This is a genomic window from Halorubrum trueperi, from assembly GCF_042662525.1.
Lineage (GTDB): Archaea > Halobacteriota > Halobacteria > Halobacteriales > Haloferacaceae > Halorubrum > Halorubrum trueperi.
Genome location: NZ_JBHSXI010000012.1, coordinates 1 through 23,644 on the forward strand (window position 1 = coordinate 1; position 23,644 = coordinate 23,644).

At 67.3% G+C, this 23,644-nt stretch carries 19 protein-coding genes; 5 read left to right on the forward strand and 14 right to left on the reverse strand.

Annotation, left to right across the window (positions count from 1 at the left end):
* Positions 1-228 precede the first annotated feature (228 nt).
* Positions 229-1,107 (forward strand): hypothetical protein, encoded by an 879-nt coding sequence (locus ACFQEY_RS10535; protein ID WP_379768274.1) that lies wholly within the window; start codon positions 229-231, stop codon positions 1,105-1,107.
* Between the two features lie 14 nt (positions 1,108-1,121).
* Here ACFQEY_RS10535 and ACFQEY_RS10540 read toward each other — a convergent pair whose 3' ends face one another.
* Entirely contained in the window at positions 1,122-1,433 is a 312-nt protein-coding gene (locus ACFQEY_RS10540; protein WP_379768276.1) for a hypothetical protein, read from the reverse strand.
* Positions 1,434-1,534: 101 nt separating this feature from the next.
* Positions 1,535-2,032 (reverse strand): SRPBCC family protein, encoded by a 498-nt coding sequence (locus ACFQEY_RS10545; protein ID WP_379768278.1) that lies wholly within the window; start codon positions 2,030-2,032, stop codon positions 1,535-1,537.
* A gap of 117 nt (positions 2,033-2,149) precedes the next feature.
* On the opposite strand from ACFQEY_RS10545, the gene ACFQEY_RS10550 reads away from it, so the two are divergent.
* Both ACFQEY_RS10550 and ACFQEY_RS10555 read left to right on the forward strand, forming a co-directional pair.
* Positions 2,150-3,076: a DNA-3-methyladenine glycosylase family protein gene (locus ACFQEY_RS10550; protein ID WP_379768280.1), complete on the forward strand. Its 927-nt coding sequence runs from the start codon at positions 2,150-2,152 to the stop codon at positions 3,074-3,076.
* 137 nt (positions 3,077-3,213) lie between these two features.
* Complete coding sequence (locus ACFQEY_RS10555; RefSeq protein ID WP_379768282.1) at positions 3,214-3,618, forward strand: DUF555 domain-containing protein; 405 nt, start codon at positions 3,214-3,216, stop codon at positions 3,616-3,618.
* A gap of 82 nt (positions 3,619-3,700) precedes the next feature.
* Here the strand turns inward: ACFQEY_RS10555 and ACFQEY_RS10560 are convergent, their stop codons facing one another.
* The 5 genes from ACFQEY_RS10560 to ACFQEY_RS10580 form a co-directional block, all read right to left on the reverse strand.
* A complete protein-coding gene (locus ACFQEY_RS10560) occupies positions 3,701-3,934 on the reverse strand; it encodes a UPF0058 family protein (protein WP_379768284.1) in 234 nt (77 codons plus the stop codon).
* A gap of 186 nt (positions 3,935-4,120) precedes the next feature.
* Complete coding sequence (locus ACFQEY_RS10565; protein WP_379768286.1) at positions 4,121-4,300, reverse strand: DUF7836 family putative zinc-binding protein; 180 nt, start codon at positions 4,298-4,300, stop codon at positions 4,121-4,123.
* Positions 4,301-4,385: 85 nt separating this feature from the next.
* The gene (locus ACFQEY_RS10570; protein ID WP_379768288.1) at positions 4,386-5,387 is read right to left on the reverse strand and encodes a transcription initiation factor IIB; all 1,002 of its coding nucleotides are present in this window, start codon (positions 5,385-5,387) and stop codon (positions 4,386-4,388) included.
* A 356-nt stretch (positions 5,388-5,743) separates the two neighbouring features.
* Complete coding sequence (locus tag ACFQEY_RS10575) at positions 5,744-6,700, reverse strand: mechanosensitive ion channel family protein (RefSeq protein WP_379768290.1); 957 nt, start codon at positions 6,698-6,700, stop codon at positions 5,744-5,746.
* A gap of 44 nt (positions 6,701-6,744) precedes the next feature.
* Entirely contained in the window at positions 6,745-8,010 is a 1,266-nt protein-coding gene (locus ACFQEY_RS10580; RefSeq protein WP_379768292.1) for a Zn-dependent hydrolase, read from the reverse strand.
* A gap of 100 nt (positions 8,011-8,110) precedes the next feature.
* Between ACFQEY_RS10580 and ACFQEY_RS10585 the strand changes: the two genes are divergently transcribed.
* Positions 8,111-8,320, forward strand: coding sequence for a PLDc N-terminal domain-containing protein (locus ACFQEY_RS10585; protein WP_379769248.1), 210 nt, complete (start codon positions 8,111-8,113; stop codon positions 8,318-8,320).
* Between the two features lie 34 nt (positions 8,321-8,354).
* On the opposite strand, the gene malQ is transcribed toward ACFQEY_RS10585, so the two are convergent.
* Positions 8,355-9,845 (reverse strand): 4-alpha-glucanotransferase, encoded by a 1,491-nt coding sequence (gene malQ, locus ACFQEY_RS10590; protein ID WP_379768294.1) that lies wholly within the window; start codon positions 9,843-9,845, stop codon positions 8,355-8,357.
* Between the two features lie 124 nt (positions 9,846-9,969).
* On the reverse strand, positions 9,970-12,075 hold the full coding sequence (malA, locus tag ACFQEY_RS10595; protein WP_379768296.1) for an alpha-amylase MalA: 2,106 nt from the start codon (positions 12,073-12,075) through the stop codon (positions 9,970-9,972).
* 169 nt (positions 12,076-12,244) lie between these two features.
* On the opposite strand from malA, the gene ACFQEY_RS10600 reads away from it, so the two are divergent.
* Positions 12,245-17,011, forward strand: coding sequence for a DUF7997 domain-containing protein (locus tag ACFQEY_RS10600; protein WP_379768298.1), 4,767 nt, complete (start codon positions 12,245-12,247; stop codon positions 17,009-17,011).
* A gap of 58 nt (positions 17,012-17,069) precedes the next feature.
* Here the strand turns inward: ACFQEY_RS10600 and ACFQEY_RS10605 are convergent, their stop codons facing one another.
* The 5 genes from ACFQEY_RS10605 to ACFQEY_RS10625 form a co-directional block, all read right to left on the reverse strand.
* Positions 17,070-17,555, reverse strand: coding sequence for a DUF8009 family protein (locus ACFQEY_RS10605; protein ID WP_379768300.1), 486 nt, complete (start codon positions 17,553-17,555; stop codon positions 17,070-17,072).
* Positions 17,548-19,383 carry a MutS-related protein gene (locus ACFQEY_RS10610; RefSeq protein ID WP_379768302.1) on the reverse strand — a complete coding sequence of 612 codons (1,836 nt, stop codon included), beginning with the start codon at positions 19,381-19,383 and terminating at the stop codon, positions 17,548-17,550. The genes ACFQEY_RS10605 and ACFQEY_RS10610 overlap by 8 nt, the downstream gene beginning before the upstream one ends.
* 70 nt (positions 19,384-19,453) lie before the next feature.
* Positions 19,454-20,602, reverse strand: coding sequence for an acyl-CoA dehydrogenase family protein (locus ACFQEY_RS10615; protein ID WP_379768304.1), 1,149 nt, complete (start codon positions 20,600-20,602; stop codon positions 19,454-19,456).
* Between the two features lie 64 nt (positions 20,603-20,666).
* On the reverse strand, positions 20,667-23,075 hold the full coding sequence (locus ACFQEY_RS10620) for an AMP-binding protein (protein WP_379768306.1): 2,409 nt from the start codon (positions 23,073-23,075) through the stop codon (positions 20,667-20,669).
* Positions 23,076-23,128: 53 nt separating this feature from the next.
* Positions 23,129-23,563 (reverse strand): universal stress protein, encoded by a 435-nt coding sequence (locus tag ACFQEY_RS10625; RefSeq protein WP_379768308.1) that lies wholly within the window; start codon positions 23,561-23,563, stop codon positions 23,129-23,131.
* Positions 23,564-23,644: the final 81 nt, after the last annotated feature.

The following is a 23,644-nucleotide window of genomic DNA, read 5'->3' on the forward strand; positions in this document are numbered from 1 at the left end:
GAGAGAATATTGCTCTCCAGGAAGCTCACGGATAGTGTGTCCGTGGGCTTTTTTCATGTCTTGAAGGCTGTCTGTGTGCTATGCTTTGAAGGCTGTCACCGTACAGCCGAGGCGATCTACGCGATATCGTGAGCGTCGATCAGCATGAAAACTGCAGCCGATACAAATCTCAATATTGAAGCATATACCCGTAAGTTTATCATTTTTGTCGCTGAAGCTAAGATCCTAATGGCTGTTCCGACGGAGCGCGACAGCGATGTCACGGTTCGGATCGCCACCGACGGAAAGCCGTCGGTCCGTGACGGAATCGCGTCGGAACGGGTGGTTTCGGTGCTGTTCTGTACCGGTATCGAAGAGTGGCGACGGGGCTGGAACCGTCGGGCGAGCGGTGCACCGACGCGAGAGGCGATCGTTTCGGCGGGCGACAACACTCGCGGAACGGGTGTTACGACGCAGGTTGTTCCCGACCGACAACTCGCCTACACGGTTCTCGGTGCATCCGCCGACACGGAGCGCGTTCTCGACGCCGTCTCGGAATATCTCGGCGGGGGAGGGTCAGCGCCGTCCGTGGTGATCGACGATGTCGGGCCGTTGCTTTCCGATCGAGGAATCTCATCGGTGGAGGCCCTCGTCGAGGGTATAGGGGCTCGCCTCGCCGAATCGGTTGGGCGCGTCGTGATCGGTTGCTCGTTCGGATCGGAGACGGCCGCTGGGGTCGTGTCGACGTTCGATCCGACCGTCGATATCGGGCGCATCGAGCATCCGGTCGTCGAGGTAATCGAGCAACTTCGTCGCGACGACCCGACGACGTTCGGCTATCTTCGGCGTCACTGGTCGGAAGCCCGGGACGGGATCGAGGCCTGCGATCGGAACTATCCGCAATCGAAGCAGGTTCACGCTGTGCTCTCTGATCCCGAGACGTCGCCGAGAACCCTCGGCGCGGCGTTATCGGGGCTCGTGACGGTCGGCGTCCTCGATACGTGGGGCGAAACGGTCGGATCGACTCGGTACGATCTCACCGCCTACGATCCTGGTCGAATGTGGGCGGTCGGAGCGGCGTTTGAGAGCGGGTCGATCGGGGACGGTGACGAGCCGCTCGGCGTGTGACGCTCGCCGGGCTGCTACGAGCCTCGCTCCGTACGATCGTGTGTGTCGGCGTCCGGAGTACACAGACCGAGATCGTGTTCGATCACCGTTCCATCCGGATTGAGCGCGATCGTTCCGAGTGTCGCGGTCTCACCGGTTTCGAACTCCTCCGCGACCGCTTGTAGTATCGACTGCCGATCGAGTCGTTCCCATACTGCTTCGGCGATACGGGTCTGGAACGCGTCCGGGTCGCTCCAGCCGGAGTCGACGTCCGACGGGACGTGCACGACGAATTGCAGCTCCGTGTCTGTCAGATGGATACCGACGCCGAACGTGTCTGCACACATACTTCGGAATTCACCCCGGACCTTCTAATTCCCGTCGCCCGGTAGGTGCCGTCGTGACGGCGACCGTCTGCTGAAGCCGGACACTCCTCTGGCACCGTCGGCTACGGTTCGAACCGATCTATCGTCCGCTCGTGTCGATCCCGGAACACCCCTTCGAACCCGATCTTGGCGAGCGGGCCGATTACGTCACCGAACGCACCGAGCGGGAGTCGATAGTCGACGGTGTCGACCACTAGCGTTTCCTCGCCGTCTTCGTAGAACGCGTGGGTGTGCTCCCACCGTCGGAACGGCCCCCCGCCCATGACGTCGACGAAGCGAGCGCTCGGTCCGACCGCCTCTCTCCGATCCGGTTCGCGCTCGACGATCCGGGAGATCCATCGCTGTCGTGGCCCCACGCCGAAGGGACGAATCGACATCCGTATCCGCGATCCCTCGACGAGCACTTCCGGATCCGCCGTTCCGTCCGGACCTTCGACGCCGTCGATCTCGAGATTCATCCAGTCGGGTGTGAGCTCTTGGAGCCCGTCGATCTCGGAGTGGAACGTCCACACCTCGTCGATGGGAGCCGGTACGCGGGTCGTCCGCCGATACGTCGGCATACCTCCTGTACGGTGTGCTCGGAGAAAAACCCCCCTCGGAACCCTCATACCGAGGCTGCCAAATCTCCTCCGCCGCTATCGAAACTCGAATACGGCCGTGTCGCTACCGGATCGACCATGGAACGAGGCGCGGTCGACATCGCGAGCCTGTCGGGTCCGTTCGACCTGCAGGCGACCGTCGAGAGCGGACAGAGTTACCTCTGGAACCGCGTCGACGGCGGAACGTACGAGAATCTTCACGCCTACGGCGGGGATCACTGGTACGAAACCGTCGTCACCCCGGTATCCGGTGTCACGGACGAGCGGGTTCCGCTCCGAGTCAGACAGGAGGGCGGCGTCCACGACGGGACGCTCCGGTGGGAGTCGTCTATCGACGCCGAGCCGCTTCTCGAACACCTGTTCCGCCTCGACGACGACCTCGACGCGATCCTTGAATCGACGCCGGACCTTCCGTTACTCGACCGAGCCTACGACGCGTACGAGGGGATGCGGCTCACGCGCGACCCGATCTTCCCCTGTCTGATATCCTTCATCTGCTCGGCGCAGATGCGCGTCGCGCGAATCCACGGGATGCAGCGTCGGCTCCGCGAAGCGTACGGTGACGTCGTCGACTTCGACGGGGGCTCCTACCACGCCTTTCCGACTCCCGACCAGCTCGCGTCGCGGACGGAGGCGGAGCTCCGGGACCTCTCATTGGGGTACAGAGCGCCCTACGTGCAGCGGACTGCAGAGATGGTTGCGTCGGGAGAAGCCCGCCCGCTCGATGCGGCCGACCTCCCGTACGAGGAGGCTCGTGAGTCGCTGACGCGATTCGTCGGCGTCGGTGACAAAGTCGCGGACTGCGTGCTGTTGTTCTCGCTCGGATTCCTCGAATCGGTGCCGCTTGACACGTGGATCCGGACGACGATCGAGGAGTACTACCCGGACTGTGAACGAGGCGGCTACGCGGAGACGTCCCGGGCGATCCGAGAGCGGTTCGGCGGGGAATTCGCCGGCTACGCACAGACGTACGTGTTTTATTACCTACGGGCTGGCGGAACGTAGGAGGTTCTGACCGCGTGGTGACATCCCGTACGAGCGATCCTCGGATCCGGCGCAATCCCGGCGGACGCCCACTCGATCGTCGCTCTGTCCCTATCAGCCGAAGCTTCATGCCGGCTCGCGTGGTACTTACACTCGTGATGGACTGTCGAGTCGTCGTCGAAGCAGCCGTCCCGGTGTACGACGTGGGGACTGCCGACGAGGCGGTCCGAATCGCGATCTCGAAGACCGGCGAGATGTTGAATCCCGATCTCAACTACGTCGAGATCGAGACCGGAAGTCGGACCGCTCCTGGCGGCGAGGAACTCGCTCCGGCGTTCGTTGCAGCGGACGAGGCGCTCGTCGCCCTCGAACTCCGGATGGACGTGTTCAACGTCGATCGGGGTGAGCACGCGAGCCGCGTCGCGCGCAAGGAGATCGGTCAGCGGCTCCGGAACATTCCGCTGAAGGTGCTCGACGTCGAGGAGATCGGGGACGAAGGTGACGACGCGGCCGATGATTCGACCGATGGCTCGACCGGGGGCGCGGCTGGCGAAATAAGTTGATCGATCGCACACGCACTGCGGAGACGAACTGCATCGCTGCCGCTCGTCGGTTCATGAACGGTCTGCAATCGGCAGTGAAGATTCAGTCTGCGGTCGGGGCCAGCGGCTCGGATTCGGCTTCGTCCATCGGCTCTGTGATTCCTTCGGTCAGTTTAAAAACAGCGGCTTTGTGGTCGGTCTTCGATTTGTGGATCGATGTCGGTTTGACGCCGAGTTCTTCGTAGGCGTCGAGGTCGATGTCTTGGTTCCAGAATTCGCACTGTTTTCGTACTTCTGCGAGGAGGCCGTGAAGGTGGATGAGCTCCTGCTTCTTCATGAGTAACAGTCCTTTGCTACCGGAGGTTTATATTATTATCTTGAGTCACGTTACCATGGGTAGTCCGTATACACCCGGTTTGTGGGCCGTAGACGGGTCTTTTTGGGTTATCGATCGGGATGATTCTCACGGTGAGCGTCCACGCTGGGTGACTGCGGATCGGTGACGCGGTTCGCTGGCGCGGTGCTACTGAAACTGCTTGACAGCTTCGAGGTCACGTTCGGTCCGCATGAACTCCGTCAGTCGGCGAGTCGCGTGACACTTGGGACAACTGAAGTTCGATCGAAGATTTTGCAGCTCCGCGGGGTTGTCCTGCCACTCCTTGGTGCACTCCGGACAGACGAGTCTGACGAACGCATCCACCATGGACTGACGTACACGCCACCGGGTTAAAAACGTACGTGGCAGTCCCGACCGAGGGGCGCGCGTCACTCGCTGACGCCGATCACGATCAGGCTGCCAGCCCCTCGCTCGCTTCGAGAAGCTCCTTGTAGCGGTTCCGGATCGTGACCTCGGAGATGTCCGCGACCTCCGACACCTGGCTCTGGGTCACCTTCTCGTTCGAGAGCAGCGCGGCGGCGTACACCGCGGACGCCGCGAGTCCGACAGGCGATTTTCCGCTCGTGATTCCGGCGTCTTTCGCGCCGTCGAGGAGCTCGCGCGCGAGCCGCTGCGTTTCCTCCGAGAGTTCGAGCCGCGAGACGAATCGTGGGACGTAGCTCTCCGGGTCCGCGGGCTGAACTCGCAGGCCGAGTTCGCGGATGACGTATCGGTACGTCCGCGTGAGCTCCATCTTGTCGACGCGTGAGACGGCGGTGAATTCGTCGAGGCTCCGGGGATTCCCCACCTGTCGAGCGGCGGCGTACAGCGAGGCGGTCGCGACGCCCTCGATGGAACGGCCGGGCAAGAGATTCTCGCTCAGCGCACGGCGGTAGATGACGCTCGCGGTCTCGCGGACGTTGTCGGGGAGGCCGAGGGCGCTGGCCATGCGGTCGATCTCACCGAGTGCCTGCTTGAGGTTGCGCTCTTTGGAGTCGCGCGTGCGGAATCGCTCGTTCCACGTGCGCAGCCGCTGCATCTTCTGACGCTGATTGCTCGAGAGCGACTTGCCGTAGGCGTCTTTGTCCTGCCACCCGATGTTCGTGGAGAGCCCCTTGTCGTGCATCATGTTCGTCGTCGGGGCTCCCACCCGCGACTTGCTGTCGCGCTCCCCGGAGTTGAACGCGCGCCACTCCGGCCCGCGGTCGATTCCGTCCTGTTCGACGACGAGTCCGCAGTCCTCACAGACCGTCTCGCCGTGCTCCGTGTCCGTGACGAGGCGACCGCTGCACTCGGGACACGTCGTCGTCCGTTCGTCCGCTGTCGATTCCGTCTCGGATTCCTGCTCGCTCGATTCGGTCGTTCGGTCACGCTCCGTTTCGCCAGTGTAACCGCGTATGTGTGTCTCGGTCATGGGTTCTCTCCGATCGAACTCCCGACAGAAATACTGGCGTCGGGTTCGCCGATTCGTTAACTCAGGGTAAGTTACCCATATATAAAAATGATTCGTGAGGGGTGTTGTCACCCATCTCGGTCATGGGTCCCAAAACCCCCGAGAGCGACGGTTTAGCGGATCGGCTGGGTTCAGTCTCGCTCACCGGACTTTCCGCTTCCGAGTGTTCAGCATATATAAATCATGGAGAAGAGTTCCGTGCGAATCCGTCCCGGCGCTGATCTGGTCTCGATCCCCCGATTCCGAGCCACCGATTTCGACTCACCAATTCCGATTCGCCAATTTTGAGCCACCAATTTCGGCTCACCGATTTTGAGTCACCGATTCCGACTCACCGGGAATGCCACCCGGTTCGGTTCCTCGTTGAACCGTTCGAGGATCCGCTCGTACAACTCGTTTTTGACGCGCTGTCCACGCCGGGGGTGAGTGAGGTATCGCACGCGAAGTTCCACCCACGACTCCCCTTGCGTCACGTTCACCGTCGGCCGGTCGTGAACCTCGAGTTCCACCGGGGTCTCCGCGAGGGCCTCGCGGTACGCCGCGATCCCTGCGGCCATCTCTTCGCCCAGCAAGTCCGTCGTCTCCTCGGTCATAACCGTCCGTGCGAAGTCGAGGTCCGTCTCGTAGGCGACCTGGATTCCGACCTCGTTCCACACGTACGGGGATCCACCGCCGCCGAAATTAACCACGTTCGAGGAGAGCACCACGCTGTTCGGAACCGTCACCACTCGCCCGGACGGCTGATTCGTGGTGACAAGCTCGCCGTTGATCTCCCAGAGCGTCGTCACGAGGAAGTCGACGCCGATGACGTCGCCCTTCGCGTCGTCGATACGAACGCGATCTCCGACGCCGTACGGCTGTTTCACCGTGATGTACACCCACGCGATCAGCGACAACAGGGGCTGCTGGAGGGCGAACGTGATCGCGAACCCGATCACACCGAGCGAGAACAGGAGCCCGAGCCAGTTCTCCGTCAGCACGGCGAGCGTCGCGACCGTTCCCACGAATCCGAACGCGAGACGCAGGACGTTCCGAGTGTTGTGCGCGCGCCGCTTGTTCGCCGACCGCATCAGCACGCCCACCGAGAGGAGATACGATCCGTACGACACCCCGATCACGGCGACGACGAACAGCGCTCGTCCGATGGCGAGCGCCGCCGGATACCCGAGCAGATCGGGCCAGCCACCGAGCGCGTCGGTCGTCACAACGATTCCGCCGGCGACCGCGGCGACGATGCCGACGGCGAGGGATCCGAACGCGAAGGGTCGTCTCACGGTCGTGGATCGCTGCGGACCGGCAAAACGGTTGTGACGCCGCGCTACTTCCCGGTGGCGACGCGCGCCAGCGCGCCGGCCAGCACCGCTGTTGCGGCGGCACAATCCGCCCAGTCGGTCCACTCGCGCGGGCTGTGCGAGATCCCGTCCCGAGACGGAGCGAAAAGCAACGACGCGTCGGTGACGCGCGCGACCCGCATCGCGTCGTGAGCGGCTCCGGAGTGGAGGTCGATCGCCGTCCGTCCGGCGGTCTCGGCGGCGGCGTGTGCGGCGTCCCGGAGCTGGTCGCTCATCGGGGTCGGGTCCACGTCGAACGGGCGCTCGAACCCCGTTTCGACGCCGCGTTCGCGTTCCAGCCGCGAGAGGGACTCTCGGGCGGTCGCGACCAGCGCCTCCATCGACTCTGCCTCGACGTCGCGAACGTCCACTCCCGCCTCGACGCGGCCGGGAACGACGTTCGTCGCGTTCGGCGACACGGCCAGCGAGCCGACGGTGCCGACGGCGGAGGCGCTCTCCCGGTCGACGATATCGTTCGCGGCCGCCTCCACGTCGAGGACGAACTCGCTGGCGGCCGCGAGAGCGTCGGTTCGATCGCCCATCGCCGTCGCGCCCGCGTGGTTCGCCTCCCCTTCGATCGTCGCCTCGCAGTGGGTTATCCCGGTGATCGTCGTCACCACGCCGGCGTCGGCGCTCGCGTCCTCCAAGACCGTATCTTGCTCCACGTGGAGCTCGTAGAACGCCTCCCACCCCGCGGGATCGATCTCGTCGCTGCCGCGGTAGCCGATCCGATCGAGGGCGTCACCGAGCGTCTCTCCGGAGTCGTTTTCGAGCGCGAGCGACTCGTCGAGATCGGTGACACCGGTCGCGACGCTCGACCCGAGCAGTCCGTTCCCGAACGTCGCGCCCTCCTCCTCGGTGAAACTGACGACCGAGATCGGCCGCTCCGGCTCGATCCCCACGTCCTGCATCGCGCGCACCGCTTCGAGCGCGGCGTACACGCCGAGCGGCCCGTCGAATATCCCGCCCTCGGGAACGCTGTCGAGGTGGCTCCCGCTCGCGACGGGAGCGGCGTCGGAATCAACGGAGTCGGGGAGCCACGTCCCGACGAGGTTTCCGACGGCGTCGACGGCGACGTCCATCCCGGCGTCCTCGAAGCACTCGATCAGCCGATCTCGCGCCGCGCCGTTCGCCTCTGTACCGGTCCGGTTCGTCCGCCCGCGTTTCTCGGGATCGTCGTACGCGATCCGTCCGAACGCCGCGTTCGCTTCCAGATCCGCGCGGAGCCGCCCGCCGTCGACTGAGAGATCCATGCCCGATGGCGGAGCCGGTGACGCAAAACGGTTCGTGCTCGCGCGCGGACTGTCCCCTCCCGGAAAGCACTTGTCGCTGGGGACGGAACGCGGTCGCACGATGTCCCCGATACTCCTCCAAGGAGGGTCCGGTGCGATCGTCCTGCTGTTCGGACTCCTCATGCTGCTCGTCCAGATCGCGATCATCGTCTGGGTGTATTCCGACGCACAGACTCGAAGTGACCAACCGGCGTTCCTCTGGGCGATCGTGGTGTTCTTCGCACCGTTCCTCGGACTGGTGCTGTACTGGCTCCTCGGCCGGAACCAGTAGTGAAACGCGGGGTACCGCCAGTCGGAGCACCGAGCTACCGTACGTGGCGTCCGCCGAACTCCCAGAGCCGGTCGGCTATCTCGTCGTCGAGCGCGTCCTCCGTCACACGCCAGTCCCAGTTGCCGTCGACCGTTCCCGGCTCGTTGAACCGGGACTCGCTGCCGAGCCCCAGCAGGTCCTGTACCGTCGTCATCGCTAGCACCGCCTCCGAACTCCACACCTCGTCGAGTATCTCCCACTCGACCGGGCGGTCGCCCTCGGCACCCACGTTGTACCGGAAGCAGTCGCGCTGACGCTCCGGGAGGTCCTCGAAGTAGCCGACCCACGTGTCCGTGTCGTGAGTCGACGTGTACCCGACGGCCCCCTCGGGGTAGTGCATCGGCTGGTACCGGTCGCCCTCGGCACACCAGTTCGCGTACTGCGGCACGCGCATGCCGGGGAAGCCGAACTCCGACATCAGCTCCTCCATCGCCGGGTCCTCGAAGCCGAGGTCTTCGGCGATGAACGGGGCGTTCCCCAGTTCGCGCTCGACCGTCTCGAACAGGTCACGGCCGGGCCCCTCGTGCCACTCGCCGGCGGCGGGATCGTCGGCGTCGGCAGGAATCGCCCAGTACCGTACGAACCCGAGGAAGTGGTCGAGCCGCGCGACGTCTGCGAGGTCGAACAGCCGGCGGAACCGGGCGATCCACCAGTCGTAGTCGCGGTCGGCGAGCCGCTCCCAGTCGTACACCGGGTTCCCCCAGCGTTGGCCGTCGTCCCCGGCGTTGGGCGGAACGCCGGCCACCGCGCTCGGCCGGTTCCGCTCGTCGAGACGGAACACCTCGGGATTCGCCCAGACGTCAGCCGAGTCGAGCGCGACGTAGATCGGCACGTCGCCGACGATCGAGACACCCTCGGCGGCGGCGACGTCGCGGAGCTCGCGCCACTGCCGGTCGAACGTCCACTGAACGAACTCCCGGAACCGGATCTCCTCGGCGTGTCGCTCGCGTGCGTCCGATAGCGCCTCCGAGTCGCGCGTCCGGAGCGGCTGTGGCCACTCGGTCCACGCTCCCTCCGTGCGCGCGTCGGAGATCGCCCGGAACAGCGCGTAATCGGCCAACCACGGCTCTCGATCGCGGAACGCGTTCAGGTCGGTCGTCGCCTCCGCCGAGCCGTCCGCGTCGAACCGTTCGAAGGCCGTCCGCAACAGCGGGAGCTTGTACTCGCGGACCGCGCCGTAGTCGACGCGGTCATCGGGGAAGTCGGGGATCGGTTCGAGATCGTCCTCGCCGAGCCAGCTGTCCTCAGCGAGCCCGTCGAGGTCGATCAGGAGGGGGTTGCCGGCGAACGCCGACGGAGACTGATACGGGGACTCGCCAGCGCTTGCGAGGGTCGGTCCGATGGGGCAGATCTGCCAGTGGCCGACGCCCGCGTCGCCGAGGAACGAGCAGAAGTCCTCCGCACCGCCACCGAGGTCGCCGATCCCGTGTTCGCTCGGAAGCGAAGTCACGTGACAGAACACGCCGCCGGAGCGGTCGAATCGCATGTTCTCCCCTGTGATCCCCACCGACTCAAGCGTTGCGTCCGCACGGCTTCCCCTGGCTTCGGTCTTCACTGGTCACAGCCCCACCTGCTTCGGTCTTCACTGGTTCCCGCTCCTCCGGTCCCGTTCACCGATCAGTCTCCCGCACCACCGCGACCTCGTCGACGCGGACGCGCTCGGTTCCGTCGCCGTCGACGACGACGCACGACTCGTCGGTCACGAGGTCCCGGTCCGCATGGTCGACGTCGGGGAGCGCGACGCTAGCGTCCTCGGGCGCGAAGTTCAGTACCACGACCAGCGATTCGTCGCCGTCGCTCCGGCGGAACGCGACCACGTCGTCGGGGTGGATGTTCCCGCTGGCGACGATCGGCCGCTCGGAGAGATCGCCGCTGGCGACGTGGTAGTCGACCCGTTCGAGGTCGCTCTCGGGCCCGAGCGCCGGGTGGTCGGCGCGGGCCGAGAGCAGTCGCTCGTACCGTTCGCGGACTTCCTCGCGAGCGTGGTCCCACGCGATCGCGTCCCGGCGTCCGCGCTGTCCGATCTCCTGGCCCGCGTAGATCATCGGAACGCCGGGCAAGGTGACCGTAGCAGCTCCGGCCGCGGCCGCGGCGGCGTCGCCGCACTCGACGCGGTAACGCGTTTCATCGTGGTTTTCGATGTACTGGAGGAAGCCGGCGTGGTCGGGAAAGCCGATCTCCGCGCGCTGATCGATCGCGTCGAGGACGGTTGCGGCGGGCTCCGCGCCGCGGCCGACCTGCCGGAGCTGGAAGTACAGCGTCGCGTCGAAGTGGACGTCGAACATCCCCTCGTGGAAGTCGGGGATGTACGGGATCGTCTCGTCCATCAGCAGGAACTCCCGGTCGATATCTTTCACCCGGTCGCGCAGCTCCCGCCAGAAGGAGTCCGGCACCGCCCACGCCATGTCACAGCGGAAGCCGTCGACCAGCGGTGCCCACTCGTCGACGATGTCGAGGAGGAACCGTCGGACCGTCAGGTTCGAGTGGTTCAGGTTCGCGATCAGCTCCCAGTCGAAGTACGTCCCCGGCTCGCCGGAGTCCTGCCACTCGAAGCGGTCTCGGTACGGCGAGTCCGGGTTCCCGTAGGCGTCTCGAAACCACTCGTGGTTGCGCGCGGTGTGGTTGGCGACGAAGTCGAACAGCACGCGCATCCCGTGGTCGTGGGCAGTCTCGACGAGCGCCTCGTAATCGCTGCGGTCGCCGAGGTCGGCGGCGACGTCGAAGAAGTCGCTGATGTTGTACCCGTGCGGCTTCCCGTCGTGCTGGAGGACGGGCGTGAGCCACAGCGTGTCGACGCCGAGGTCGGCGATCTCCGGAATCCTCTCCGCTATCGCGTCGAAGGTCTTCCCCTCGTCGCCGCCGGCGAACGTTCGGACGTACACCTCGTAGACGGTCGCGTCCGTCGTCCACGCGGGCGGCTGGTTGAGCCGGACCGTTTCGAAGGACGGGTGCTCGCGGCCGTCGGGACGCCGGTCGGCCCGCTCCTCGGCTCGTCCCCCGGTTCGTTCCTCGGCCCGCTCGACCGACACCGCGTCGGCGACGCTGACGCGCGGCTCGCGTCCGGGCTCGCGTGCCACCGCGACGGCGTGGACCCGAAGGCGTTCGGGAACGGCGGACGCGGGGATTCGAACCGTCCGCCCCGAGTCGGCCGTTCGAAGCGCGTCTCGCGGATTCGGCCGCCCGTCGGCAACCGCGTCCGCGACGTCGCGATCGTCGACGACGAACGTCACCTCGAGGTCGTCGGCGTCGAGGGAGGACTCCGGATTCGGCTTCGGCGTCGCGCGGACGACGACCTCGAATTCGGTGCTGTCGCCGCCGTCGGATCCGGCCTCGTCCACGGTCGCGTCCAGTCGAATCCGCGGTCGACCGATCCCGTCGTGGGCCCGCTCGGAGCCGTAGTCGATCGCGGCGTGGTCGGCCTCGCGATCGCGCAGGGCCGTACCGCTCCCTCCGGCGACGTCGACGCCCTCGTAGCCGGCGGCGAACGTGCGGATCGTCAGCAGGTGGTCGCCGTCTGGAGCGTCGAGACCGACGATGAATCGACCGGGGACGTCCGGCGTGAAGGTCGTCACGGGATCGTCGCCGACCGTCGCATCGCTGCCGGGCGGGGCGTCGACGACGCGCCACGCGTAGTCCGCGTCCGGATCTGGGTCCCGCGGAGCGAGTTCCGTCGTCTCGCCCGTCGCGAGGAATCGAGGGGGTCCGGGATGGTGCATGCCATGGTCATCGTCACCCGGGGCCTTCGGTGTTGCTCTTCGACCCATCATCCGCCGCTCGAGGGATCGTCCGCCGCTCGATCGAACACGCGCCGATCGCTCGTTGACCCCAAGATCGCCCGATGGCCTCGTTCGTCAGGACTTTTACCGCGGGAATCGCAGGGAGACCATGCGACTGCGAACCGCTCTCACGGAGCACGAACGTCGGCGCGGCGAGCGCTACCCGGCGGAGCGTCCGACCACCGCCGGCGCGTTCACGGGCGACGACGGCCGGCTGGTCCACGTCGGATCGGACGGGGCCGTCCACGACTGTTCGTACTCCCTGTCGGGAGTCGGCGGGGCCGATCGGCTCCGAATGGGGATCACGGCGGGGCGGGGCGTCCGCTGGTTCGACGACCTCACCTCCACCCGCCAACACTACGACGGCGACACGCCGCTCGTCGAGACGGAGTACGACGCCGGCCGGTACACGGTCCACCAGTTCGATCTCGTCGTGGGCGATACCCACCTCACGCACGTCGAACTCCGCGGCGCGCCGCCCGCGGGAGCCGAACTCGTGGCCGCTTGCGCCTTCTCGCCGGACATGGTCGAGGGACGCGTCGGCAACCTCGTTCACGAGGAGGCCGGACCCGACGGCGGGAGCGTCGTGGAGGTGTACCACCGGAACGAACACGATTTCCTCACGGCGTCGACCGGGCTCTCCGCCGCCCACGGCCAACGACTTCGGACGATCTCCGAACTTCTCGGCGAGAACGGGGACGGCTTCCCACACCGCGGCGAAATCGACAAGCGCGAGGACTCCCGGCTCACGCCCGACGTCGTCGTGCGCGCACCCTTTGAGCGGGACGGTCGGACCGAGCGCGTCACCATCGCCGGCCGCGCCGTCGTGGACCGGCGAGAGACGCGAGACACGGGCGACGACGCGTTGGACGCGCTCTCTGACGGCCCCGATCGACAGCGGCGTATCGACGAGATATCGCGGATCGCCACCGCCTATCCCGACGCCGATTCCCTCCGCGAGGCCGCGGACGGTCGCGGTCCGTCCGTGCCCGAAGACGTTCCGCGCCGGGGTGTGATCGCGAGCGACCTCCGCGCGCTCGGCCTGCTCACCGCCGAGTCCGGCGCGCGAATCGCCGCTCCGGAGTTCGATCCGTTCTACTCGACCTCCGGCGGATACGGGTACACCTGGTTCCGCGACGAGGCAGAGACCTCGCTGGCCCTGCTCGGCGCGAGCGAGGAGCTCGGGCTCGACGCGGACGAGGAGCTGCTCGCGACGGCGGCCTTCTTCTGTCGCACGCAGGACGCCGACGGCTCGTGGCCCCACCGCGTCTGGGCCGACTCGGGGAAGGTCGCCCCCGGCTGGGCGAACGCTCGCATCGAAGGCGCGAACGGAACGGCCGGTCCGAACGATCAACTCGATCAGCCCGCCGCTGTCGTCGCGTTCCTCGCCCGGCTCCGCCGGACGACCGACCTCCCGGACGAGTGGCGCGACCGCGTCGACGACACCATCGCCGACGCCGTCGCATTCCTCCGCGAGACGACCGAAGACGACGGGCTACCGAGGCGCTGTCAGAACTGCTGGGAGAACGCGCTCGGACGGTTCACCCACACCGGTGCGACGTACCTCCGCGCGTTCGCCGCGGTCGCGCGCGCGCCGGTCGACGAGGCGATCAGGGCCGACGCCGCGACCGCCGCCGACGCCGCGCTCGTCGGGCTCGACGAGCGCTGGAACCCCGATACCGAGCGGTTTCCCCAGCGCGCGAGCGACGAGAGTCGGGACGACCGCGTCGACGCGAGCACGTTCGCGCTCGCGAGCGCGACCGCCGAGTACGCGGCGCTCCGGGAGAACCGAGGAGACAGTAAGGGACGGAGCGACGATGGTGCGGTCGTCTCGCCAGTCGCGACAGCGGAGTTCGAGACCTTCCTCGATCGCGTGGCGACCCACGTTCGACGGTCGATCGACGAGCTCCGCCGCGAAACCGCCGACGTCGAAGGGCTCGTCAGGTTCGACGGCGACGACTGGCGCACGGCCGAGCAGGGCGGCGAAAAGGTGTGGTCGATCGCGACGCTCTGGGGCTCGACCGCGGCGGCCGAGATCGGCGGGCTCATCGCCGACCGCGGTGGCGACGCCCACAGGCTGTTTTCGGCCGCCAAGGAACTGTACTCGCTGTGCGAGCCCGACGGTCCCTTCGTCAACGACGCCGGACTGTTCGCAGAGCAGGTCTTCGATGACGGCGATCTCGACGGCGCGACGCCCATCGCGTGGTCGCACGCCCTCCGAATCGACGCGACGGTGACGCTGGCCGGTCACGGCGCGCTACCGCTTCCGCACGACAGGCCTCGCGGCCCCGACGAAGCGCCCCACTGGACGACTGGCCGGAAGTTCGGCGTCGGCACGCCCGCGGACCACTCCTCAGCCGATCCGGTGCCGGTCTGGTTCACGCTGACCGAGGGTGCGTTGACGGAGGCTCGGTTCCCGCGGATCGACGTGATGAACGTGCGGACGTTCGACTTCCTCGTCGCCGACCCGGAAACCGGGTACACCGTACGCACCTTCGACGAGACGAGCCACGTGACGGCGACGGAGACGATCGAACGGACTACCGAGCCGACCGTCGGGGACGCGCTCGCATACACGCAAACGATCCGTGAGTCTGGCGACGAGCACGGCCACCGGTGGACGTTGACTGTCGAGTACGCGGTCGATACGGCGGGGAACGCGATCCTCGCCGATATCGACTTCGAAGGGAGTCGCGAGTACGACGTGTACGCGCTCGTGGACACGACGATAACGAACGTCGGGACGAACGACCGCGGGGACCGCGTCGGCGACGAGGCCGGCTACCACCTACTGGCGAGAAACGACGACGCGGCGGAGCGCGATCCGGGGAAGCTCGTCAACGACGAAGGCGAATCGTTCGAGGTCGCGCTCGCGCTCGCCAGCGACGGACGATTCGAGTGGGCGAGCACGCTCGCGGCGGGTAGCGACGAGGCCGACGCGCTGTTCGGTTCCGGCGATCGCGGGGACGGCACCGCCGAAGCGGTCGGCAACGTGGTCCTCGCCGGTCTCGTCGGCAGCGGCACCGATATTTCGGATACGGTGGCGCTCGGATTCGCGGAGAAGGCGGACACGGCGGCGGCACTCGGCGAGGCGCGCGGAGCCATCACCCGCGGGTTCGACGATGTCGCCAATTCGTACGCCGAGACGTGGCGAGAGTGGCTTTCCGAGCGAGAGTTCCCCGCGTCCGTGACCGGTGACCCCGAACTGGAGACGCAGTACCGATTCGCGCTGATGACGCTCGCGGCCGTCGAGGACAAGCGGCACGACGGGGCCGGGATCGCCAGCCCGTCGGTGCCGTGGGGCGAAACCGAGTACGCCGCCGAGGACCGCGGGTACGGCTACAACTTCGTCTGGTCGCGGGACCTCTACCAGGTGTTCACCGCGCTGATCGAGATCGGCGAGGTCGAGCGCGGTGCGGACGCGCTCGCGTACCTGTACAACACCCAGCAGGACGACGACGGGTTCCTTCCGCAGAACACCTACATCGACGGGCGCACGCGGTGGGGCGGCGAGCAGATGGACAACATCGCGTTCCCGTCGGTGATGGCGTGGCAGCTGTACGAACGCGGGTTTTCCCTTGAAGACGCCGACTACGCGTACGATCAGGTCCGACGCTCCCTCGGATATATCGCCGTCAACGGTCCGGAGACTGCCCAGGAGCGCTGGGAGGAGGAGGCCGGCTTCTCGCCGTCGAGCATCGCCGCCGAAATCGCCGGGCTCGTCTGCGGCGCAGCACTCGCGCTCGGCGAGGCCGACCGGATCGACGGCGACGTGGCCGACGATCCCGCTGCCGACGGAGACGCGGTCGACGGAGACGCCCACGGGGCAACCGCCCTCCGGGCCGACGCGCTCGCGTGGCTGGCCCTCGCTGACGACTGGAGCGATCGCGTCGAGGAGTGGTGCGCGACGGCGACGGGAACCGAGCGGCACGCCGAGACGCCGTACTACGTCCGGATCACCGCCGACGGCGATCCCGAATCGGGACGCCCGCGAACGATCGCCAACGACGGCCCGACGTACGACGAGCGCGAGATCGTCGACGGCGGCTTCCTCGAACTCGTCCGACTCGGCGTGAAGCCCGCAGACGATCCGGCGATCGCGAACTCCGTGTCCGTCGTCGACGACTCGATCCGGGTCGACACGCCGCACGGTCCGGCGTGGTACCGCTACGTCGGCGACGCCTACGGCGAAATCGCGAGCGGCGACCCGGGCGCTCCGTGGGCCGGAACCGGCGACGGGCGCGGCCGGCTCTGGCCGATATTCACCGGCGAGCGGGGGGAATACGAGCTTCGCGCCCGCGCCGACGGTCCGGACGGCTTCGGCGGCACCGACGAGGAAGCCCTCGAACCGGCGGCCTTACTGGAGACGATGGCCGGGTTCGGTAACTCCGGCCGGATGCTTCCGGAACAGGTGTGGGACCGCGAACACCCGACCGACTACGGCTGGGAGTTCGGCGAGGGAACCGGGGGAGCGACGCCGCTCGCGTGGTCGATGGCCGGATTCATCCGCCTCGCTCACGGCGTCGACGCCGGCGAACCGGTCGAGACGCCAGCCGTCGTCCGCGACCGCTACGTCGAGAGCGACCGCGCCGACGCGCCCGAACTCACCGCCACCGCCGAGTACGCGGGAGAGGGACTCGTCGTCTCCGGCGAGACTACCGGCGACGCCGTCGCCGTGTACACCGCCGACGGCTCCTCGTTCGTGACGCCCGAGGACGGCGGGTTCGAGGTCGATCTCGACCCCGCGCTCGACGCGCACGCGATCGTCGTCGCGGCCGCGGACACGACCGCCGCTGATGCGCTCGAGGACGGGCTCGGCGATGCGCTCGGCGAGTTCGCTCGGGCGGGCACGGCGGTCGAGCGATTGCGGCTGTGATGAGGCCGTAGATCCGTTTTCAGGTCAGTTCTCTTCAGAAGAGTCCATCCAATCCTGCCTACCCGAGCGCGTTCACGTCGACCTCGCGGTCCGGTCCGTCGTCGACGTCGAGGGCCACCGACTCGACGATCGAGTCTCGCACGCGCTCGCGCCACGCTTCGACTGCTTCCCCGTGAACTCGTCGATGCGTTTCGACGTCAGCGTCCGGATGTTTGGCGGCCGTCTCGTCGACCTCGGGGTATGCCTGTACGTCGGCGACGAGGTCTCGCGGATGGATGCAGATCGGCTCGGGACCCGCCTCTTCGTCCGCATTCGCCCTTGCCGGCGCGGCATCGTCGACGCTGTGCAGCCGCGCGCGCATCCGTCCGGAGAACGGCGGCGTTACGCGGAGGACGACCTCGTGATCGGTCCGGAGCGTCGCTTCCAAGGCGCTTGCGACGTCCTCGCGGTGGACCGCGATCGATCGGAGCCGACCCGGCCCGGACGACCCCGCGGCGGGATCCGGCGGATTGCCGTCGTTTCCGGACGGATCTGGGTCAGTCATCGCCGTCCGACCACTCCGCGTCCGAGAGGGTCCGCTGGACGGCCTCCTCGCCCACGGCCCCGGCGAGGTGCTCGAACCCGGCGCGGACCCCGCGATCGCTCGCGTTCGCGACGAGTCGCGAGACGATGAACTCCGGCGTCGACTTCCCGACCGTTCCAAACCGCGGCTGGTAATCGACGCGAAGGTCCAGGTCGCTCGTGAGCCCCTCGGCGAAGATTCCGTCGATCCGGGCGGCGTCGGGCAGCGGACTCAGGTCGTCGGCGAGGTGGGTAACGTACACGCCGAGCGCGCCGCGGTCGACGGTGAGCGTGACCAGTCCGTTCAGCAGGTCAGCGGCCCGTCCCGGTTCCGTGATGGCCTCGAACTCGTCGACGAGCATCAGCGTCCGCCCGTCCTCGACGAGCGGCGGTACGACGGACTTCAGCGTCGACTCCAACACCCCGGCGTTGAACGAGGCGTGCCGTCGGTGGAAGACGATCCGATCGAATGTGCCGATCTCCGCCTCCTCGGCCGGTACCGGTAGCCCCATCGATGCCAGCAGCGACACCGCACAGAGCGTCTCCAACAGGGTGGTCTTCCCGCCCGAGTTCGCTCCAGTGAGGACGCTCACGCGGTCGCCTGTCGGCGGCGTCTCGGCACTCGCGATTCCGGAGTCACTCGCGAGCGAGTGCGACCCGATCGCGTACGACACCGGCTGGACGTCGGCCCCGATAAAGAGATTCCGCGCGTTTCGAACGGCGATCCCGTCGTCCACCAACTCGGGACGGATCAGGTCACACTCGGCCGCGAACCGCGCGAGCGACAGTAGAAACGCGGCGTCCGAGACGGCAGCGACCGCCCGGGCGACGCCGCCGTCGGCATCTCCATCGGAGTCGTCGTAATCCTCGACCGCCCGAACGCCGCCGATTCGCTCGCGGATATCGGCGGCGACCGTCTCCTCTCGCTCCGCGACCGACGCCTCCAACTCCGCGACGAGATCGCGAAGGGTTCCGGAGACGAAGTCGGCGGCGTCGAGCGCGTCGTCGGGTGCAGCCGCTCGCACCGTCGCCGGATCGACCCCCGTCTCGCTCGCGACGTGTTCGATCGTCGCCGCCTCCAACGCTTCGAAGTCGCGCAGCGAGCCGTCTCGAACCGCGTCGAGCACGTCGAACGCGGCGGTCGAGAGTTCTCTCGCGGCGGCGAGCCGATCGCGCCGCCGGTCCAACTCCTCGTCCGCTCCGCGAGCCACGTCGAACGCGGCGTCGCCGTCCGGTCCCGGCTCGATCGCGCCTCGCACGTCGGCGAGTGCGCCTGCCATATCGCGCAGCGCCTCCCCGTCCAGCGAGCCGATCTCTTCGAACGGAGGGCCGGTGACCCCGACCTCGCGGAGCGCGAGCGCCGTCTCGACGGCCGCGAGGTCCGATCCGTCGGCGTCGTCGTAGGCGTCGAACGCGTCGACGATCCGATCGCGGTCGGCCTCGACGAGGTCGTCCCACGCGGCGCGCGCGGCGACCACCTCGTCGAGCCTGGATTCGATCGCCGCCCGGTCGGTGCTCGGTGTCAACACCCGGATCCTGTCGGCCGCGTGACCCGTCAGTGCGTGACTCGCCGCCAGAGAGAGGAGGTCGTCGTACACCGAGCGCGCGTCCCTCGTGGCGAGGACGTCCATGCCGGCCTCGCCGTTGGCTCGGCGGAGGATCCGGGTGGCCCGGCCGCGGTGCAGCCCGGCGTCGACGAGCGCGCGGACGTCGGCCGACTCGATCGCCTCGACCGCTCGCTCGGTCCCGAGCGAATCGCCCAGCCGCTCGCTCGTCTTCGGACCGATCCCCCAGTAGTCCTCGAGTCGCATACGCGGTACTGTCTCGCGGGCGTCTTGGCGCTTTCGCCGACGGCCGCGACCCGAATCGGCCCTCGCCTACTCACCGGGACTGCCGGTAGATCAGGTTCCGCTGGATGTCGTTCGCCCCCTCGTAGATCACCGGGATGCGGACGTCGCGGTAGACGCGGGCGATCCGTCGGTCGGTGAGTATCGAGCGTCCGCCGTGGAGCTTCATCCCCTTCTCCGCGCAGTCGGTGGCGACCTCCGTCGATTTCGTCTTCGCGAGGGCGGCCCAGTAGCCGGCGTCCTCGTTGTTCGCGACCTTCTCGCAGGCGCGCCAGTTGAGCGCGCGTGCCGATTCGAACCCGATACGCATGTCGGAGAGCGTGTGCTGGACGGCCTGGAACTCGTTGACGGTACGGCCGAACGCGTTGCGACCGTGGACGAACTCCTCGGCCTCCTCGATGGCTGCGGCGGCGAGCCCGAGCCCGTGCCCCCCCACGACGATCCGTCCGTGGTTGAAGAAGTCGGCGAGCACGTAGAAGCCGCCGCCCTCGCTGCCGACGACGTTCGCTTCGGGAACGAAGCAGTCGTCGAAGACGATGTGTCCCTGCTTCGAGGCGCGCATTCCCATCTTCTCGGGGATGTGTTCGGCCTCGTACCCGTCCGAATCGGTCTCGACGATGAACAGCGTGTAGTTCGAGTAGCGGTCCTCGCCGTCACCGGTCTTCGCGTAGACGATGAGCCAGTCGGCCTCGACCGCGTTGCCGACCCAGTACTTCTCGCCGGTGAGTTCGTAGCCCCCCTCGACCGGCTCGGCTTTCGTCGTCATTCCGGCGAGGTCTGAGCCGGTCTCCGGCTCGGAGACCGCGAGCCCGGAGATCTGGTCGTTCTCCGCGACCGGTCTGAGGTACTCCTCTTTCTGTTCGTCCGTCCCGTACTGCTCGACCATCTCGCAGCCGAAGCTCGCGAGCTGGAGCGTGAGCGCGATCCCGGCGTCGGCGCGGTAAAACTCTTCGGCGATGGCGAGGATCTGCGCGAGGTCGTACCCCTCGCCACCGTACTCCTCGTCAATGTCCTGTGCGACGAGCCCGGCATCCATCCCGGCCTCCAGCACCTCCCACGGGTACTCGCCCGAATCGTAGTACCCCTCGGCGTTCGGCGCGATGTACTCCTCGGCGAACTCGCGAGCCTCGCGCTTCACGTCCCGCGCGTGCTCCGGAACGACGCTGTCGTCGAGTAGGTCCATGCCCGATCCGCGGGCTCCGTGGTCAAAACGTTCGTGAAACAACGATAAACTTCGGGGTAGTTCACTACGTTGTTGCGTCGTCGTCCTCTGCGTCTTCGCTCTCCGCGTCGTCGTCCCGCTCGGAGCTCGGGGCCTCGCTGTCGGAATATCCGTCGTCGGCCCGTTCGTCGTCGAACTGTTCGTCGCCGGGAGCCTCGCCGTCGAGCAGTTCGTCGTCGAACTGTTCGTCGCCGGGAGCCTCGCCGTCGAGCAGTTCGTCGTCGAACTGTTCGTCGCCGAGATCCTCGTCGTTATCCCACTCTTCGTCGAACTGCTCGCCGTCGGCGTCCTCCTCCTCGGAAGCATGCTTGCTTCCGCCTCGTTCCCCCGTCCCCTCCGATTCATGGGGATCCGTCGGGTCGGCCGGTTCGAACCCCGCCGTCTCCAGTTCGGCCTCGGGGCCGCCTCGCGGATCGTGCCCCCTGTCCCGGAGGGCTTCCCGCACGGCTTCCCGATCGATCGTTCCGGAGACCGTCCGGGGAAGAGCGTCGGCGTACGCGACCGTCTTGGGTACTTTGAACCCCGCGAGCCGATCCCGGAGGACCGAGACGAGCCGTTCGTCGGCTATCGGAGAAGCCGGCGGAGACCCGTCGCTCGGCGTCGCCTCGTCTCCACCGTCCGAAATGTCCGCTTCTGTCGCATCGTCCGCTTCAGCTGAGTCATCCGCATCGGTCGAACCGCTCGAATCGATCGAACCGTTCGAATCGATCGAGCCGTTCGTACCGGCCTGCCCGTCAGCGTCGCTCTCCGCGGTGCTGTCGCTCTCCGTACCGTCGCCTTCGCCGTCGCTCTCGCCTTCGCCGTCGCTCTCGCCTTCGCCGTCGCTCTCGCCTTCGCCGTCGCTCTCACCTTCGCCGTCGCTCTCACCTTCGCCGTCGCTCTCACCTTCGCCGTCGCTCTCACCTTCGCCGTCGCTCTCGCCTTCGCCGTCGCTCTCACCTTCGCCGTCGCTCTCCGTACCGTCGCCGGTAGCTCCGAGTTTCCCCTCGTCGACCGCGATGAGGGCCGCGACCCGCTCGCCCCACAAGTCGTCGTCGAGCCCCACCACGGCGGCGTCCTCGATGTCCGGGATCGTTCGGATCGCGTCGACCACCTCGCCCGGTTCGACGTTCTCACCGCCGCTGATGATCCGGTCGTCGAGCCGGTTGAGCACGTACAGATATCCGTCTTCGTCGAACCGACCGACGTCGCCCGTGTGCAGTCCGAGAGGTCCGAACGCCGAACGATCCAACCCCGCTGACCTGTCCATTTCACCTGCCCGGTTTAAGCCGTCAGCCCGGTCCATTCCATCTGCCCGGTCCGTGCCGTCAGCCCGGTCCACTCCACCTACCCGGTCCGAGACGTCTGACTCGGGGGTGACGTAGCCGGGCGTTATCGTCGGTCCGTCGACGACGATCTCGCCTGTCTCGCCGCGATCGACCGGGACTCCGTCCTCGTCGACGATCGTCACGTCGGTGCCGAACAGGGGACGGCCGACGGTTCCGAGTCGTCCTTTCGTCTGTCGAGGCGTCGCGGTGGCTATCTGTGAGGCCGACTCGGTCATCCCGTAGGTCGGGTACACCGGGATCGAGTAGTCGCGACACCGCTCCAGGAGATCGTCCGACGCGGGTGCGCCCCCGAGCAGGACCGCCCGGAGCGTGTCCGAGAGGGTCCCGCGCCTGTCGAGCATCCGCTTGAGCATCGTCGGGACGAGCGATACGCCGGTCACGTCGTAGGTGTCGATGTCGTCGGCGGTCCCGCCGGGGTGAAATCCCTCGCGGAGCACGAGCGTCGTTCCGTACAGCGCCGAGCGGTACACCGGCGCGAGCCCGCCCATGTGGTGTAGAGACAGCGACACGAGCCAGCGGTCGTCGGGATCGACGCCCAGCCGAAACGCGGAGGCGACGGCGGAACTGTACACGTTGCCTGCGGTGAGCGGAACCGGCTTGGGATCTCCGGCTGTCCCCGAAGTGAAGAGCATACAGAGGTGATCCGAGAACGCCCACTCCGGCGGGTCGATCGGGTCGGGGTCCACGCCGTGGACCGCCCCGACGGCTTCGTCGGTCGGCTCGTCGACGGAGAACACGGGTGTCTCGTCGATGTCGTCGACCGCTCCGAGCGCGGCATCTTCGGTGGGATCCGCGCAGACGACCGCGGACACCTCGGCTCGATCGATTCGCTCGCCCAGCTCGCGCTCCGTGAGTTCCGTCCCGAGCGGGACGAAGGTCGCGCCGATCCGCATCGCCGCGTGGACGAGCCCGACGGTCCCGACGTACGGCGGCGTGAGAACGCCCAGCCTGTCGCCTTCCTCGATACCCCGCGCGACGAGTCTGCCGGCCGTTTCGGTGACCAGTCGATCGAGATCGGTGTACGTCCACGCCTCGCCGTCTTCGGCCCGCACGAGCGCGGTGTCGTCGGGCGAGGAGACGACGCGGTGGGATAACCAGTCGCGCATGTGATCACTCCGAACGGGGCGACTGCCCCGACGCTCGCTCGGCCGGTCGGGGGCTACTCATCCGTCGGCTGTCGGACCGTCAACACCGGTACGTCGGCGGTCCGGACGACGCGTTCGGTCACGCTGCCGAGGAGATACCGGTCCAACCCTTTCCGGCCGTGAGTTCCCATCACGATCACGTCGATGTCGTTGTCGTCGACGTAGTCGCGGATCGACTGGTAGGCGGTGCCGGTCGCGACCGTCGTCGTACAGTCGACGCCCGCGTCAGCGGCGGCGTCGGCGACGCGTCTCGTCGCCTCCCCGCCCTCGGCTTCGAGCGCTTCGACGACGATCTCCGCACCGGCTTCGAGCGCCGAGTACGCGCTCCCGTCGACGACGTAGAGTGCGTGGAGACGCGCGTCGTACTGCCGGGCGAGGTCGATCGCGTGCTCGATCGCGGCGTCCGACGCGGGACTGCCGTCGGTCGGTACGAGGATCTGAGAGTACATCTCGGCTGTCGCTACGCTCGGTAGCGATTAAAAACCCGATCACACTGCCGCGATCTCCTCCGCACTCCGGCCCCTCTCCGT